The sequence below is a fragment of the Acinetobacter kyonggiensis genome, assembly GCF_900107285.1.
GTDB lineage: Bacteria > Pseudomonadota > Gammaproteobacteria > Pseudomonadales > Moraxellaceae > Acinetobacter > Acinetobacter kyonggiensis.
Genome location: NZ_FNPK01000003.1, coordinates 132013 through 145920, shown reverse-complemented (window position 1 = coordinate 145920; position 13908 = coordinate 132013). Strand labels below are relative to the sequence as shown.

General features: G+C 39.1%; 12 protein-coding genes. 3 read left to right on the top strand and 9 right to left on the bottom strand.

Translation table 11 applies throughout. From position 1 onward, the window contains the following. Positions 1 to 50 precede the first annotated feature (50 nt). From purH to BLV99_RS03765, 7 genes are all read right to left on the bottom strand, one after another. Positions 51 to 1625 (bottom strand): bifunctional phosphoribosylaminoimidazolecarboxamide formyltransferase/IMP cyclohydrolase, encoded by a 1575-nt coding sequence (gene purH / locus BLV99_RS03795; protein WP_092687875.1) that lies wholly within the window; start codon positions 1623 to 1625, stop codon positions 51 to 53. A gap of 94 nt (positions 1626 to 1719) precedes the next feature. Then, complete coding sequence (fis, locus tag BLV99_RS03790) at positions 1720 to 1989, bottom strand: DNA-binding transcriptional regulator Fis (protein ID WP_001086304.1); 270 nt, start codon at positions 1987 to 1989, stop codon at positions 1720 to 1722. Positions 1990 to 2377: 388 nt separating this feature from the next. After that, complete coding sequence (locus tag BLV99_RS03785) at positions 2378 to 3238, bottom strand: DUF3426 domain-containing protein (RefSeq protein WP_092687871.1); 861 nt, start codon at positions 3236 to 3238, stop codon at positions 2378 to 2380. 3 nt (positions 3239 to 3241) lie between these two features. Further along, positions 3242 to 4159 (bottom strand): 50S ribosomal protein L11 methyltransferase, encoded by a 918-nt coding sequence (prmA, locus tag BLV99_RS03780; RefSeq protein ID WP_092687868.1) that lies wholly within the window; start codon positions 4157 to 4159, stop codon positions 3242 to 3244. A gap of 129 nt (positions 4160 to 4288) precedes the next feature. Beyond that, positions 4289 to 5179 (bottom strand): bile acid:sodium symporter family protein, encoded by an 891-nt coding sequence (locus tag BLV99_RS03775; protein ID WP_092687865.1) that lies wholly within the window; start codon positions 5177 to 5179, stop codon positions 4289 to 4291. 262 nt (positions 5180 to 5441) lie between these two features. Beyond that, positions 5442 to 6332: a bile acid:sodium symporter family protein gene (locus BLV99_RS03770; RefSeq protein ID WP_092687862.1), complete on the bottom strand. Its 891-nt coding sequence runs from the start codon at positions 6330 to 6332 to the stop codon at positions 5442 to 5444. 141 nt (positions 6333 to 6473) lie between these two features. Then, on the bottom strand, positions 6474 to 6824 hold the full coding sequence (locus BLV99_RS03765) for a hypothetical protein (protein WP_086164048.1): 351 nt from the start codon (positions 6822 to 6824) through the stop codon (positions 6474 to 6476). A 254-nt stretch (positions 6825 to 7078) separates the two neighbouring features. Between BLV99_RS03765 and mnmG the strand changes: the two genes are divergently transcribed. The 3 genes from mnmG (at position 7079) to BLV99_RS03750 (ending at position 10923) form a co-directional block, all read left to right on the top strand. After that, entirely contained in the window at positions 7079 to 8959 is a 1881-nt protein-coding gene (gene mnmG / locus BLV99_RS03760; protein ID WP_086183365.1) for a tRNA uridine-5-carboxymethylaminomethyl(34) synthesis enzyme MnmG, read from the top strand. Positions 8960 to 9275: 316 nt separating this feature from the next. Beyond that, complete coding sequence (gene mhpT, locus BLV99_RS03755; RefSeq protein WP_092687859.1) at positions 9276 to 10481, top strand: 3-(3-hydroxy-phenyl)propionate transporter MhpT; 1206 nt, start codon at positions 9276 to 9278, stop codon at positions 10479 to 10481. 115 nt (positions 10482 to 10596) lie between these two features. Beyond that, positions 10597 to 10923 (top strand): hypothetical protein, encoded by a 327-nt coding sequence (locus BLV99_RS03750; protein ID WP_092687856.1) that lies wholly within the window; start codon positions 10597 to 10599, stop codon positions 10921 to 10923. A 56-nt stretch (positions 10924 to 10979) separates the two neighbouring features. Here BLV99_RS03750 and glnG read toward each other — a convergent pair whose 3' ends face one another. Both glnG and glnL read right to left on the bottom strand, forming a co-directional pair. Beyond that, a complete protein-coding gene (glnG, locus tag BLV99_RS03745) occupies positions 10980 to 12461 on the bottom strand; it encodes a nitrogen regulation protein NR(I) (protein WP_086164043.1) in 1482 nt (493 codons plus the stop codon). Further along, positions 12448 to 13557 carry a nitrogen regulation protein NR(II) gene (glnL, locus tag BLV99_RS03740; protein WP_086164042.1) on the bottom strand — a complete coding sequence of 370 codons (1110 nt, stop codon included), beginning with the start codon at positions 13555 to 13557 and terminating at the stop codon, positions 12448 to 12450. Before glnL ends, glnG begins: the two co-directional genes overlap by 14 nt. Positions 13558 to 13908: the final 351 nt, after the last annotated feature.

Here is a 13908-nt window from a genome sequence, read left to right as displayed (position 1 = left end):
TGTTTTAAACCACATGTATGACTTTGTCATTACAGTCAGGATTCCATCAATTAATGACGGAAGTGACGCATGCCCGTGAAGACCATGGCAATGCCTGCTTCATCAGCCGCAGCAATAGTTTCTTCATCACGCATAGAACCGCCCGGTTGGATGATACATTTGATTCCTGCTTTTGCAGCGTTATCAATACCATCACGGAATGGGAAAAATGCGTCAGATGCCATTACTGCACCTTCAACCACTAAGCCTGCATGTTCAGCTTTAATTGCAGCAATACGCGCTGAGTTTACACGGCTCATTTGACCTGCGCCAACACCAATGGTTTGACGACCTTTGGCATAGACAATCGCATTTGATTTTACGTATTTTGCAACTTTCCAAGCAAAGATCAAATCGTCGATTTCAGCTTCAGTTGGTGCAATTTCAGTCACAACTTTAAGATCATCTTTCGTGATCATGCCTAAGTCTTGGTCTTGAACCAATAAACCGCCATTCACACGTTTGTAGTCAAGCTGAGATTGACGTGCATCAATTGCAGGAAGTTCACCACAGACCAGTACACGTACGTTTTTCTTCGCACCTGTAACTTCAAGTACGCCTTCAGCGATACTTGGGGCAATAATCACTTCAACGAATTGACGGTCGACAATGGCTTGCGCAGTTGCAACATCTAATTCACGGTTGAATGCAATGATGCCACCGAATGCAGACTCAGGATCTGTTGCATAAGCAAGGTCATAAGCCGCAGCAATGCCCTCTAAAGACACAGCAACGCCACATGGGTTTGCGTGTTTTACAATCACACATGCAGGTTTAGTAAAAGATTTCACACATTCAAGTGCTGCATCTGTATCTGCAATGTTGTTATACGATAATTCTTTACCTTGAAGCTGTTTCGCAGTTGAAACAGAAGCTTCAGTTGCTGTGCTTTCAACATAGAATGCAGCAGACTGATGCGGGTTTTCACCGTAACGTAAATCTTGTGCTTTATTTAATTGTGTGTTGAAAGTACGTGCAAATTTATCTGCTTGACCTTCTTCTTTGCCGACCCGAGCACCTAAGTAAGATGCGATCATGCCGTCATATTGCGCAGTATGTTCAAATGCTTTCACAGCAAGGTCAAAACGTGTTGCATAAGACAATGCACCGTCTGTTTTAAGTTCTGCAATTACTGTGTCGTAATCAGATGCATTAACTACAATACCCACAGACGCATGGTTTTTTGCAGCAGCACGAACCATAGTCGGGCCACCGATGTCGATGTTTTCAATCGCATCGCTCAGTGAACAGTTTGGTTTTGCTACAGTTGCAGCGAATGGATAAAGATTCACAACCACTAAATCGATTGCATCGATGTTATGTTCAGCCATTACAGCTTCGTCTAGACCACGGCGAGCTAAGATGCCACCATGAATTTTTGGATGAAGTGTTTTAACACGACCATCCATCATTTCTGGGAACCCAGTGTGCTCTGAAACTTCCACTACAGCGATATTGTTGTCTTTAAGCAACTTATATGTACCACCAGTAGATAAAATTTCTACCCCAAGAGCTACGAGGTTTTTAGCAAATTCAACGATCCCTGATTTATCAGATACAGAGATTAAAGCGCGTTTAATAGTCATGATTTTCGTCAACAATATTAAAGGTCTAGATTAAAACAATAGGCAAAACGTAAGATAAAAAAAATGCCCACGGTAGCCGTGAGCATTTTATCATTTATTCACTCATTAAACCGTGAGCTTTTAACTTTTTGCGTAAAGTGCCACGGTTAAGTCCGAGAATCTCGGCAGCGCGTGTCTGGTTGCCGCGAGTATATTCAAGCACTACAGATAAAAGAGGTTTCTCCATTTCTGCTAGCACCATGTCGTAAACTTGAGATGGCTGCTCACCTTGCAATTGTGCAAAATAGTGGCGAACTGCGCGATCTACGTGAATACGAAGAGCGACATCAGATTGTGCAGTAAAAATAGGAGATTTGCTATTCATGCGAATTAATCCGAAAAATCAAATATCACTTGGGTAAAGAGATATATAAAAGTGGTCTATAAAATTAAATGAACTCCGTTTTAGATCCTAAAGCGGAGTTCTAAAACTTGAACATTTAGCATGCCACAAACCAACGGAATGGTCGAAATTTAAGCGTAACAATAGTTAAATATTTGTTACCGACCAAAATCAAAACAAAAAAATCTGCTCTATACGCAATATATAGATAAAGCGCATTTTGCTAAATTGTATTTGTTGTGAAAAATAGCGAGGAGTTTGCGGCACAAAGCTTTCGTGGCGCGTATGATAGCATTGTCTCAGAAAAAGTGAGCAAGAAAACTGCATTTTTTTTACATTTTTTTGTTTTTTTTAATAGTTTTTTTCAATCTTAAGGAGAAATTATTTCTAAACTGTAGGTGTCGAAGCTTTTGCGAGACACAGGAAGGTTAAACTTAAATTTAAAAGGACTATTCTGTGGGATGCGGTGGATGCCCGCAAGACTGCTAATCAGGTATTCGGAAGGTTGCAAAGAATAAGAAGATATAATTTCTCCATTATCTTTTAAATTCACCTTGATGATTGGAAGGGCCAAACTTTTAGAATGGTAATTGATTAACTCACCAGTAAACTGAGTTTCTTGTTTAGAAATCTGTTTTAGTTTTACTTTGTTGGTCGAAATAAGACGATAATTCTGATCCAATATCGAGCAATTAAATGCCTGACACACGGTATTAAATGTGGCACTCGCTGCTGGACTATTGTTTAAAATTTTAGGGTTAAACCAGAAAAATTGGAAAACAAGTAAACTAATTAAACAGATATTCACCACAATCCAAAGCGCATAGTGCCAAGCACTATGTTTGTTTTCTTGTTCTGATTTGTCAGACCAATTAAGCGCAGGATAGTTGCCAATAGGTTCCGTACTGAAATAATTTAAGTTATTGAGATAGGTTTTTAAATCAATATTTGAGTTTTCTACTTTACGATCAAAAATATCCAATAGATGTTGTTCTGATCGTTGGCCGTCTATAAATTGCTCTGTTATTTCTGTGGCTTGGGTTGGGTTTGCAGAAGGAATAGAAAGAGGAGTAGAGCAAGGTTCTTCTTTGTCTACTACCAGATGTGTTAACGCATTAAAATTGGTTGAGCATTTGGCACAACAAACCATGCCCCGAGCAACTGTGAGTTGAGCCACTGAGACTTTATACTTGGTAAAACAGTTAGGGCAGTAGGTTTGTTTTTCGCTCATAGTCTATTCAAAATTTGAATGGGTATTTTGGCGTTTCCCCGAAATACGGCACCAATGTTGTTCACGTTTTTCAACTTCTAGTATATCAAAAAAACTTGAATAAACATTAGAAACATCAGCTACTTGCTCTTCTAATATGCCTGCAAGTGCGAACTCTCCCTCAGATTTGATCAAAGTTGCGAATTCAGGCGCAAGAGCCATTAGGGGGCCAGCAAGAATATTTGCGACAAATACATCTGCTTTTTGATTTTTTAACTCGACATTGAACTCTTCTGGTAACCCAACATATAAGTTGTCGAGCACACCATTAAGTTCAGCATTTTGTTTGGTTGCAAGAATAGCTTGTGGGTCAATATCGGTTGCGTAGACTTTTTTCGCACCGAGCAGTAGCGCAGCAACACCTAAAATGCCAGAACCACAACCATAGTCGATTACAATTTTATCTTTAACATCGGTTTTACCTAGCCATTGTAGGCATAAGAAAGTACTGGCATGGTTACCTGTACCAAATGCTAGGCCCGGATCAAGCTTGATGTTTACTGCATCTGCTTCAGGTGCTTCCATCCATTCAGGAACAATCCAGTATTTTTCAGCAATTTGAATAGGTTCATACGCATCCATCCAAGTACGTTCCCATTCTTGGTCTTCAATGAATTCATGGCGTAGTGGTGCTTCAGGCATTTGTGCAGTAATAAATGTGAGTAAAGCATTCACATCAATTTCTTCGTCATCTTCTTGGGCATAAATACCTGTCACAATGACTTTATTCCAAAGCGGAGTTTCGCCTGGAAGTGGTTCAAGTAAGTCCTGATTTTCAGCATCATCTAAAGTTACACTGACAGCACCGAGTGAACTTAATAATGTTTCAGTAAAATCGACTTGCGCTTGTTCAACAGTAATATGAATTTGTAACCACTTCACAGAGATAACCTAAAATTAACTTTTCTAAAGTCAGCATTGTATAGAACTGATGCAATAACAGCTACCTATTCATGCAGTAGAGTAAGAAAAGGATGCACTGCGGCATCCTGATTTTAAGTTGTAGTTGTTTTAAGTCGTAGGTTCATGAATAACGTCCACCTTCGGTTGCGGTGCGAACTTATTTAACAACATGCCAAATACAGCTGCAAATACATACATGAAAATAGAATATACGGCAGCTGGCATTGCAACTGTAGAGCTAGCCATGACTGTAAGGGCAATGGTCATCGCAAGGGTGCTATTGTGAATGCCAATTTCAAATGCGCATGCACGTGCTTGTGCACTATTGATTCCCAATAATCGTGGCACGAAATAACCGATCAATAAACTACATAAGCAGAATAAAACAGTGGCTAAGCCCACTTGTGCTAAATATTCTAAAATTTGATGACGCTCTTTGGTGATGGCGCCAATAATAATTAAGATTAAAAAGCTCACTGCAAAAATACGCAGGGGTTTGTTGAGTTTTTCAGTGAAGTGCGGTGCATAGTGTCGAATCAGCATACCAATACCAACAGGAACAATGATGATCGCAAACACTTGTAAAATTTTACTGAACTGCAAGCTAATTTCTTGCCCATCATTCATAAAGTGCTGAATAGCAAAATTAACAATGAAAGGTAGGGTAAAAGCAGCAATGACTGAATTGATTGCGGTTAAAGTAATATTGAGTGCAATGTCCCCTTTAAAGAGATAACTAAATAAGTTGGCTGTACTCCCACCCGGTGATGCTGCAAGGAGCATTAAACCAACAGCAAGCAAAGGTGGAAGGGCTAAAACTTTACAAATGATAAAAGCAATACTGACTAAAATCACCAATTGGCAAAATAAGGCAATTAAAACTGCCTTAGGTTGTTTGGTTACACGGGTAAAATCCTTTGGTGTGAGTTCTAGTCCTAAGCCAATCATGATAATGGCGAGTGCTAAGGGTAATAAAATGGTGATAATTCCTGAATCCATTCAAAATCTCCTATCTTGAGTTGATTTTTATTTAATTGAGATTAATTTTTTTCTACTGATTGTTATAAATTGAATAATAGTTGTATAGCTGATAAATAAAAAATATGGAATAGCCTGTATGAATTTTGCATTGGCTTCGGTTGTTAATGATTTGTTCACTTTTACCAAGGGGCTGGAGTGCTTGGGTCTGATCAAGATTGTTCATCTTAAAGGGAATGTAGATTAACTACTCCTTTGTGGTTTAAAGGAGTAGTCTGGCTATTTAGTCATTAATTGCTTTAGGCTTTTCTTGCTTAATAGTAAGTGGACTTCTTGTTAAAATATAACCAAACAAAAATGCAAAAGCGTACATGAAAATAGAATAAATGCCTGCGGGTATGGCGATGGTGCTATTGGATAACACTGAAAGTGCAATCGTTAATGCAATAGTGGTGTTGTGAATGCCTATTTCAAAGGTACATGCACGCGCCTGTTGGTCAGGGATTCCGGCGAGGAGAGGTAATAAATAACCCACCAATAAGCTGGTAAAACAAAAAAGAGCGGTTGCAATGCCAATATCGGCAAAATATTCGATGACGTTAGATTGTTCCTTATATAATGCAAAGCAGAAAATAAAAGTTAAGAAACAAACAGACAGTAATCGCATGGGTTTTTTAAGTTGCAATGCAATCGTAGGTATAGCTGAACGAATGAGCATCCCTAAGCACACAGGGATAAAAATGATTAAAAAGACCTGAGTAATTTTTGTGATCGGCATGCCAATTTTTTGATGATCGCCTAAAAAATAGTGAATTGATAAATTGACTATAAAAGGTAGGGTAAAGGTGCAAATAATCGAGTTAATAGCTGTGAGGGTAATATTTAATGCAACATCCCCTTTATAAATATAGCTAATTAAATTTGCAGTCGGCCCACCTGGTGAGGCTGCAAGTAGCATTAAGCCTACAGCTAGAAGAGGTGGTAGTTGTAAAAAGATACAAATTAAAAAAGCAATAAGAACTAAAATAATCAGTTGGGCGAATAAAGCTAAAAAAATAGCCTTTGGATAGTATTGGATCCGTAGGAAATCTTTCGGTGTCAGTTCCAGTCCCAATCCAGTCATCATGATGGCAAGTGCTATTGGTAAAAAAAATGTGAATAGCCCTGAATCCATGAAACATCCTTTTTCTATTTTTATTCCTTAATATGCTGTGAGTTTAAACAAGTTCTTTTAATAAGCAATAAAGGAAGTGGGCAAAGAAATAATTTTTTTGCCCACTTTTTTGACTTGGTTAACGAAATAATAATAATCTGATTATTTAGGCCGTGGTGCAGTAAATCCTAAAGCACATTTACCTTTGATTTCATGCCCTTCAATATTCATTGAGGTTGCATTTGTATCGCTGTGGCAAATAGAATTTAACTCTGCTTCGTCACCTTTTAGCATCACTTTTTTGGAAGACGGGAAGAATTGAGGTTCACAAGTCCCATTCCAGATAATGCCTCGGTAAGCAAAGCTGACTTGATCGCCTTGCATTTTGCCTTTACAAACCTGTTGGTACTTTTGCGCATTATAAGTTGTTTCAACTTTATCATTGGCCTGCGTGGTAAAGGGTGTGAGACAAAGACTACAGAGTATTGCGGAGAAGAAAATATTCTTATTCATCACTTATACCTTTGTTTGTCGTGTACTAACTTACAGGTTATAAAACACCCAAAATAAAACAATGTGATTCAAGTAAATTTTGAAGATTAAATGTTTTATTTATATGTAACTCTGCAAAGCATGATTACATTTCAATTTTTTGATGCGCTGTACATGAATACGGTGGTCACGCTTAAAATTGACTGAATTTGTCAACTTATCTTGCTTAGTTTTGATATAATACTCCGTCATTCTTTTTTATCTCTCAAACCATTATGCATTATCCTAAAGTTTACGATGTCATTGTTATCGGTGGCGGTCACGCAGGTACCGAAGCAGCACTTGCTGCGGCGCGTATGGGTCGACAGACATTACTCTTAACTCACAACATTGAGACTTTAGGGCAGATGAGCTGTAATCCTGCCATCGGTGGTATTGGTAAATCACACTTAGTACGTGAAATTGATGCTTTAGGCGGTGCAATGGCATTGGCTGCTGACAAAAGTGGTATTCAATTCCGTATTTTAAATTCGCGTAAAGGTGCGGCAGTACGTGCAACACGTGCGCAAGCTGACCGTGTGCGTTTTAAAGCAGCCATTCGTGAAACATTAGAAAATCAAGCCAATTTGGATATTTTTCAGCAGTCGGCGGATGACTTAATTGTAGATGGCGATACCGTTAAAGGTGTTGTGACGCAAATGGGTATTCGCTTTGATGCGAAAACGGTGGTGCTAACCACGGGTACATTCTTGGGTGGCGTGATTCACGTAGGACTGGAAAAATCGAGCGGTGGTCGTGCGGGTGATCCTCCATCTATTTCATTGGCAGCACGTTTACGTGAGTTAAATTTACCAGTTGGTCGTTTAAAAACCGGTACACCGCCACGTATTGATGCGCGTTCGGTGGATTTTTCAGTAATGACACCACAGCCGGGTGATTTCCCATCGCCAACCATGTCATTCATGGGCGATGCGTCTATGCATCCTGAACAAGTGAATTGCTATATTACTCATACCAATGAGCGGACACATGAGATTATTCGTGGTGGTTTAGACCGTTCACCAATGTACACAGGTGTGATTGAAGGTGTGGGACCGCGTTATTGCCCATCGATTGAAGATAAAATTCATAAATTTGCCGATAAAAATTCACATCAAGTGTTCCTTGAACCAGAAGGTTTGGAAACACACGAGCTTTATCCAAATGGTATTTCGACGTCGCTACCATTTGATGTTCAGTTTGAATTGGTACGTTCAATTCGTGGTATGGAGAATGCACATATTCTTCGTCCGGGTTATGCAATTGAGTATGATTATTTCAATCCACAAGCATTAAAATTCTCTTTAGAAACCAAAGCCATTAATAACCTGTATTTTGCTGGTCAAATTAACGGTACGACGGGTTATGAAGAAGCGGGTGCACAAGGTTTACTTGCAGGCTTGAATGCTGCACGTCGTGCGTGGGATCAAGAGCAATGGACACCTAAGCGTGATGAAGCGTATATGGGTGTATTGGTTGATGATTTGATTACGTTAGGTACGAAAGAACCGTACCGTATGTTCACTTCACGTGCGGAATACCGTTTAATGTTACGTGAAGACAATGCGGATCAGCGTTTAACTGCAATGGGTCGTGAACTTGGTTTGGTTGATGATACGCGTTGGGCGGCTTACTGTGAAAAAATGGAAGCAGTTGAGAAAGAAACCAGTCGTTTACAACATTTATGGGCTGCACCGAATAATCCAATGGGTAAAAAATTCGTTGAGATGACGGGTGCAGATCTTTCTAAAGAGTGTTCTGCGATTGATTTGTTGAAACGTCCAAATATCAATTTTGCTCAAATTGCAGAACTCACAGGTTCTGAAGTTACTCCATTTGTGGGCGAGCAAATTGAAATTGCAGTGAAATATGCAGGTTATATCAACCGTCAACATGAAGATGTTGCACAGATGAAACGCCTTGAAGATACGAAAATTCCTGCTGATTTTGATTATGACATCGTGTCAGGTTTGTCGCGTGAAATTACGTTGAAATTAAAAGATGTACGACCTGAGACTTTAGCACAAGCGAGTCGTATTCCGGGTGTGACACCTGCTGCGGTACAGCTAGTCATGATTACCATTCGTAAGAATGCACAAGCTAAAAAATCGGCTTAAGCTAATTTGACTTGAAAAAACTCGCATCATCATGCGGGTTTTTTTATGGCTTAATTTTAGTGAATCAATTTTGACTATGGTTTGATCATAAAAAACTACTACAGATATAAGTGTTTGAAAATATATAAAAATCAAAAACATTAAGATTATAAAAGTCTGTTTGTTTAATCTTTTAAGTCTAATTGAGTTGGCTTTTATTGTTTAAAGGGGATTAAACCCGACCATTGTCGTGCTATTTCTATACAAGATTTGATTTCACAATACTTGAGCAAATTACTTGGTCATGTAATTTGCTAATTATTGATGGAGATCGATCATGGCACAAACACACACAGGGAAACTACAAAAAATCTTAACGATATTTTTGTGTTTTTGGGTCGCATTTTTTGAAGGTTTTGATCTTCAAGCACCGGGTATTGCAGCTAAAGGAATTGCAGCGACATTCGGTTTGGATCAAGTTCAAATGGGATATGTTTTTAGTTTAGGTGTATTCGGAATGCTATTTGGAGCATTCTTTGGCGGGCGTATTGCGGATTATTTCGGGCAGAAGAAAGTCTTGATGCTTTCTATCGCCATTTTTGGCATTTTTATGTCTTTGACGGCATTGGCACCAAGTGTTGAAGCTTTATATGCGGCCCGCTTTTTTACAGGTTTGGGACTTGGAGCTGCAATGCCAACCATGATTTCAGTTGTGGGTGATGAAGCAACTGAAGCGAATCGGGGTAAATTAAATAGCTTGATGTATTGCGGCTTACCTGTTGGTGCAATCTTTGTTGCGAGCCTTGCAATATTGTTACCTGAAGTTCAATGGCAAACTTTATTTTTGATTGGCGGTTTAACGCCGTTGCTATTAATTCCATTGATGGCAGTTATTCTTAAGGATAAGCCAAAAGTGGTTGTTGTCGAGAAAGCAGCTATAGAAACTGTGCCAAATATGGCGCAAGTATTGTTTAAAAACCAACAATATAAGAATACCTTGCCACTTTGGGTGGGTTTCTTTTTTACCTTAATGATTAATTATATTTTGATTAGTTGGTTGCCTAACTTGTTGATGGAACAGGGTTTGGAAAAGCCACAAGCCTTTATGGTTATGTTGGTCTTTCAAGTCGGTGCGGTTATTGGTACTTTGGCTTTGGGTTATTTGTTGGATCGCTTAAAACTCTGGCAAATGGCGACCATTATCTATGGTGGGTTATTTATTGCGCTGGTTTTATTGTTTACGACAACGTCTATTCCTGTATTAATTTTAGCAGGCGTGATGGGCGGTATTTTTTCTACAGGTGGTCAGTCTATTCTTTATGGGATTTCACCAATTTTCTATTCAGGAATGGGGAAAGTAACAGGGGTAGGAAGTGCGATTTCTTTAGGGCGTTTAGGTGCAATGACAGGGCCTTTGTTAACGGGGAAAATTTTAACATTAGGCTTGGGCACGACGGGTATTTTAATCGCGAGTTTACCTGCTGTAGTTATTTCAGCAATTGCTGTAACTGCGCTATCGCGTTATAAATCGACTTACAAGTAACTCAAGCGAGAAAAAAGAGAATCGAAAGATTCTCTTTTTTGCAATTTTATTTAAAAAATAGAGAAAGTTGAATTGTTTGCTAAACTATCATGATAGAAAAACTGATTTATTTTTTATGACCTATCAATTGATTCAACTCTCTATTCAGGCAACAGATAATATTTCTTGTCCACATTGCCAACAAAACATTATAGATTGGGCTGAGGAACAATATGTTCAGCCATGTGAACATACATTATTTATTGCCATGGATGTTGGCTTTGAATATATGACCGATGAGTTTGAGCAGACTATGCCGCGTTCGGTAGATGATTTACATGCTCATGATGATCAGGTGAATATGTTTTCAGAGATCACCCAATCTACTTATCCTGATTATTTGATTGTTAAATCAGATTTGGGAATAGAGGGGTATTTTCGTTATGTAGGTTTTACTGCATAAAATGGTATGACATTGGATTAAAAAAGCTCCCGAAGGAGCTTTTTTTTGAGAAGAAATTAACTTTCGATAATTTCTTCTTCAACATCATCATCGACAGTGTCCATGCCAAGTTCTTTGAGCTTACGGGTTAAAGTATTGCGACCCCAGCCTAAAAGTTCAGCCGCATGGCGTTTACGTCCACGTGTTTGTTGTAAAGCTGCTGTAATTAGAGTGCGTTCAAACATAGGAGTTGCAATGTCAAGAATCTTCATCTCGCCATTTTTAAGCTTTTGTATTGCCCATTGCCCTAATAATTCATCCCAATGATGCAGTGAAACGCGATCAAAAGTACTATTGGGTTGAGCTTCATCACTAGAGCGCTGAATTGGAATTTGCTTTAATTCAGAAGGTAGGTCTTCAGGGTAGACCTCACGCCCAGTAATCATGACCGTTAGCCAACGGCAAGTATTTTCAAGCTGACGCACATTGCCTTGCCAAGGCAGTTGTTGCATATATTCTTGGGTTTCTGGACGTAAAATTTTAGGATTCACACCTAATTCTTTACCAGCACGAGCTAAGAAGTGTTGCGCCAACATTGGAATGTCTTCGCTACGGTGTGCAAGTTTTGGAATGTGAATACGGATCACATTTAGACGATGATATAAATCTTCACGGAAGCGCCCATCATTGACTAATTTTTCTAAATCCTGATGAGTGGCAGCAACAATCCGTACATCAACTTTGACAGGAATGTGTCCACCAACGCGATAAAATTCACCATCTGCTAATACACGTAATAAGCGTGTTTGGGTTTCAAATGGCATATCGCCAATTTCATCTAAAAATAGCGTTCCACCATTGGCTTGTTCAAAACGACCTTGGCGTTGAGAATTTGCACCGGTAAAGGCACCTTTTTCATGTCCGAAAAGTTCAGTTTCAATCAAGTCTTTTGGAATGGCTGCCATATTTAAGGCAATAAAAGGTTTGCTGCTACGTGGGGAATGGCGATGAAGCGCATGTGCAACTAACTCTTTACCTGTTCCAGATTCACCATTAATCAGTACAGTAATGTGAGATTGCGATAGGCGGCCAATTGCTCGGAATACTTCCTGCATAGCAGGGGATTCACCAATGATTTCAGCAGATTGAATTGGAGGAGCTGTTTTGGCAGATTCTTGTTGTTGTAACTTGGTAATATGCAAGATCGCACGATTGACCAACGCCAAGGCTTCATCAATATCAAAAGGTTTCGGTAAATATTCGAAAGCACCTGTTTGATAACTGGATACAGCAGATTCTAAATCTGAATGTGCTGTCATAATAATCACAGGGAGATCAGGATGGCTGGCTTTTACTTTGCCTAAAAAGGTGAGACCATCGATGCCTGGCATACGAATATCGGTCAAAATTACATCAGGTAAATCCGTGCTCAGTTGATCAAGAGCAGATTGCGCTTCTTCAAAACTGGTTACATCAAAACCTTCTTCTTTGAATGTTTTTTCCAACACCCAGCGCATGGCACGATCATCATCAATTACCCATATTTTATTTCGCGACATGGTTAGACTCCCAAGGTAAATATAAGCTAAATACTGTTTTTCCTGGAACTGACTGACATTCAATCATTCCGCTATGTTGATGCATAATATTTTGTGCAATGCTCAGCCCTAGTCCCGTGCCTTTAGCACGTCCTGTGACCAGTGGGTAAAACACGGATTCTAAAATTTCTTCTGGCACACCTGGGCCATTGTCTTCAATGTCGATGCGAATAGCAGAGCGTTTTAACACACCATTAATCGTGACAAGGCGTTGAATACGTGTTCGTAAAATAAGTTCAGGTTGGTGATCAACAAAGAATTCTTTATTTTCCATCATGGCTTGTACTGCATTGACGCTGATATTAAGCATGACTTGAATAAGTTGATCGCGATCTGCCATCACATCGGGTAATGACAAATCGTAGTCACGGGTGATTTTGATTTTCTTTTTGGTTTGATTGGTAATGAGAGAGCGAACACGTTCTAAAGGTTCATGCACATTAACCAGTTCATAACTCGGTAATTGGCGAGATCCAAGCATAGTGTCGGCCAGATTACGTAAGCGATCGACTTCACTAATAATAATGTCGGTAAATTCTGCATATTGTGGATCATTCAAGCTTCGCGCAAGGAGTTGTGTTGCACCACGAATGCCACCTAAAGGATTTTTAATTTCGTGCGCTACACCGCGAATCAATTGTCTTGCAACTTGATGTTGTTGAATTAAGTTTTCTTCTTTAGAAATTTTCAACATCCGATCAATTGGATTGAGTTCGATTAGGAGCAGTGGATGATACGGCTTTTGAGCGTTAATTTGTGAAACAGTATAATCCACATGAATATCTTTAAAATTCACACTAATGGTTGCTTCACGACGGGTATAGGGTTGTCCTGTGGTGAATGTATTTAATAATGCTTCTTGGGTATTGAATTCATCATTGGGCATATGGAGTAAATTTAAAACAGGTTGACCCGAGGCGCGCAGCAAACTAATGTCAAATAATGATTCACAAGAAGAATTTAAATAAAAAATATTAAGGTGACGATCGACCAGCAAAATAGCTGTAGTTAAGTTATCCACTAAAAGGCGGTAGTCGATAGCGACGGGTTGATCCATTAGCGAAAGCATCCTGTATTAAAATAGCGCAATGGCATCTGCACTTCTTGTCATTTCTCCCTATTCTGGGACATTCAACGAATTAAACGTTGTCGAAATAAAGCAAAATGCACGCCAACTTTAAGTATTTGTCTAAATAAAAAAATTGCCGCAATAAAAGTGTGCTTTTTTTTGTGCTTTGATTGCAGAAACTCATAGCATAGTAAAGCAATTAAAATTATTAGTGAACCAAAATGGTGCGCATAAAATATTTGCTAAAAAATTGGATGTATTTTGGTGCGTTATACAAAGAGTCGGCTTTCTGTCTGTTTTTATGATTCGAAAAGACATACAATACGCGCATTATAGTGG

What these genes read in the sequence shown, in the direction of transcription:
- purH (WP_092687875.1), bottom strand. Translation starts at nt 1,625, where the DNA reads ATGACTATTAAACGCGCTTTAATCTCTGTATCTGATAAATCAGGGATC.
- fis (WP_001086304.1), bottom strand. Translation starts at nt 1,989, where the DNA reads ATGAATAGCAAATCTCCTATTTTTACTGCACAATCTGATGTCGCTCTT.
- BLV99_RS03785 (WP_092687871.1), bottom strand. Translation starts at nt 3,238, where the DNA reads ATGAGCGAAAAACAAACCTACTGCCCTAACTGTTTTACCAAGTATAAA.
- BLV99_RS03775 (WP_092687865.1), bottom strand. Translation starts at nt 5,179, where the DNA reads ATGGATTCAGGAATTATCACCATTTTATTACCCTTAGCACTCGCCATT.
- BLV99_RS03770 (WP_092687862.1), bottom strand. Translation starts at nt 6,332, where the DNA reads ATGGATTCAGGGCTATTCACATTTTTTTTACCAATAGCACTTGCCATC.
- BLV99_RS03765 (WP_086164048.1), bottom strand. Translation starts at nt 6,824, where the DNA reads ATGAATAAGAATATTTTCTTCTCCGCAATACTCTGTAGTCTTTGTCTC.
- mnmG (WP_086183365.1), top strand. Translation starts at nt 7,079, where the DNA reads ATGCATTATCCTAAAGTTTACGATGTCATTGTTATCGGTGGCGGTCAC.
- mhpT (WP_092687859.1), top strand. Translation starts at nt 9,276, where the DNA reads ATGGCACAAACACACACAGGGAAACTACAAAAAATCTTAACGATATTT.
- BLV99_RS03750 (WP_092687856.1), top strand. Translation starts at nt 10,597, where the DNA reads ATGACCTATCAATTGATTCAACTCTCTATTCAGGCAACAGATAATATT.
- glnG (WP_086164043.1), bottom strand. Translation starts at nt 12,461, where the DNA reads ATGTCGCGAAATAAAATATGGGTAATTGATGATGATCGTGCCATGCGC.
- glnL (WP_086164042.1), bottom strand. Translation starts at nt 13,557, where the DNA reads ATGGATCAACCCGTCGCTATCGACTACCGCCTTTTAGTGGATAACTTA.